The sequence below is a fragment of the Actinosynnema sp. genome, from assembly GCF_052038725.1.
The window spans coordinates 1-1,893 of the sequence record NZ_JBQGCX010001039.1 but is presented as its reverse complement, the minus strand read 5'-3'; the positions used below and the strand labels follow the sequence as shown (position 1 = coordinate 1,893).

General features: G+C 72.5%; 2 protein-coding genes and 1 pseudogene. 2 read left to right on the top strand and 1 reads right to left on the bottom strand.

Annotated features, from left to right (window positions below; all coding sequences use genetic code 11):
- A partial coding sequence (locus ACTUAL_RS21955) for a thiopurine S-methyltransferase (RefSeq protein WP_440901564.1) occupies window positions 1-457 on the bottom strand: 457 nt, incomplete at its 3' end.
- 155 nt (window positions 458-612) lie between these two features.
- On the opposite strand from ACTUAL_RS21955, the gene ACTUAL_RS21950 reads away from it, so the two are divergent.
- Together ACTUAL_RS21950 and ACTUAL_RS21945 are read left to right on the top strand one after the other, a co-directional pair.
- Window positions 613-1,653 carry an AAA family ATPase gene (locus ACTUAL_RS21950; RefSeq protein ID WP_015800979.1) on the top strand — a complete coding sequence of 347 codons (1,041 nt, stop codon included), beginning with the start codon at window positions 613-615 and terminating at the stop codon, window positions 1,651-1,653.
- Window positions 1,650-1,893, top strand: a pseudogene (locus ACTUAL_RS21945) (hypothetical protein); the annotation flags it as partial. The gene ACTUAL_RS21950 and the pseudogene ACTUAL_RS21945, both read left to right, overlap by 4 nt.

The following is a 1,893-nucleotide window of genomic DNA, read 5'->3' as shown; positions in this document are numbered from 1 at the left end:
TGTTCAGGAAGTACCGCGTCCCCGGTGTCGCCAGCTCCAGGATCTTCGCCACGTACCTGCCCCGCATCGCCTCCGGGAACGCGATCAGCGCCGCGCGGTCGTACACCACGTCCACCCTCCCCAGATCCCCCCTCCCCAGGTCGAACAGGCTCTGGTTCCGGATCGTCAGGTTCCCCGCGGTGAACACGCCCTCGTCCACCTCCGTCGGCGACAGGCCGTTCTCCGCGAAGAACTCCTCCACCGCCCGCCCGACCAGCTCCACGCCGACCACCCGTTCCGCCCGTTCGGCGAAGAACAGCAGGTCGACCGACTTCCCGCACAGCGGCACCAGCACCACCCGCCCCTCCAGGGGGACGCGCTCGGCCAGCAGTTCGGCGTGCGGGTGCACCCGCCTGAGGTGGAAACTCGTCCGGGAGCCGCCCTCGGCCCACGAGTCCACCCAGAACTCCTCTTCCACAACCTGCGACGATAAGCCCGACCGCGCCCCGCGCCTGTTACCCGATCGGGCGGTGTCCCGAACGGGGGCGCTGGTCGGCAGGGGGGTCTTCACAAGGTCCACACCGGCCTGGGGCGACACTGGGACGCGTCGCACAACCCCGTCTAGGAGGACCCTTGTCCGAGCCCGCCGCCGAGGCGCACACCACGCCGGCTCGTGACGCCCAGCTGCTCGAACGCACCGTGTTCGAGGTCAAGCGGGTGATCGTCGGCCAGGACCGGCTGGTCGAGCGGATGCTCGTCGGCCTGCTCGCGAAGGGCCACCTGCTCCTGGAGGGCGTGCCCGGCGTCGCCAAGACCCTGGCCGTGGAGACCTTCGCGACCGTGGTGGGCGGCAGCTTCTCGCGCGTGCAGTTCACGCCGGACCTCGTGCCCGCCGACATCCTCGGCACCCGCATCTACCGGCAGGCCAGCGAGAGCTTCGACGTGGAGCTCGGCCCGGTCGTCGCGAACTTCGTCCTCGCCGACGAGATCAACCGCGCGCCCGCCAAGGTCCAGTCCGCGATGCTGGAGGTCATGGCCGAGCGGCACGTGTCCATCGGCGGCAAGACCTTCCCCATGCCCACCCCGTTCCTGGTCCTGGCCACCCAGAACCCCATCGAGAACGAGGGCGTCTACCCGCTCCCCGAGGCGCAGCGCGACCGGTTCCTGTTCAAGATCCAGGTCGAGTACCCCACGGCCGAGGAGGAGCGGGAGATCGTCTACCGGATGGGCGTCGAGGCCCCCGTGCCGCAGCAGGTCCTCAGCCCCGAGGAGCTGGTGCGGCTGCAGGGCGTGGCCTCGCGGGTGTTCGTGCACCACGCGCTCGTCGACTACGTGGTGCGGCTGGTCATCGCGACCCGCGCGCCCAAGGAGCACCAGCTGGGCGACGTCGCGGGCTGGGTCGCGTACGGCGCCTCGCCGCGCGCCAGCCTCGGCATCATCGCCGCCTCGCGCGCGCTGGCCCTGGTGCGCGGGCGCGACTACGTGCTGCCCCAGGACGTGGTGGACGTGGTGCCGGACGTGCTGCGGCACCGGCTCGTGCTGTCCTACGACGCGCTCGCCGACGGCGTCCCGCTCGACCACATCATCACCCGCGTCCTGCAGACCGTGCCGCTGCCGCAGGTGTCGGCCCGGCCCCAGGCAGGCGGCGCGCCGCAGCCCGTGGGCAGGCCGTGACCCCAGCAGACAACACCAACACCACCACCGCGGGATCGGGCGCGCAGGGGCCGGGGACGCCGGGGGTGCGGGCGGCGGGGGCGCAGAACCCCAGCGGCCTGAACCCCAGCGGCCTGAACCCCGACGCGGAACCGGAGGGCGTGGCTGACCGGCCCCGCTGGGCCCCGCCCGCGCTGCACGGCGGTCGCATGGAGGCCGCCCTGCGCACCCTGGAGCTGGAGGTCAACCGGCGGCTCGACG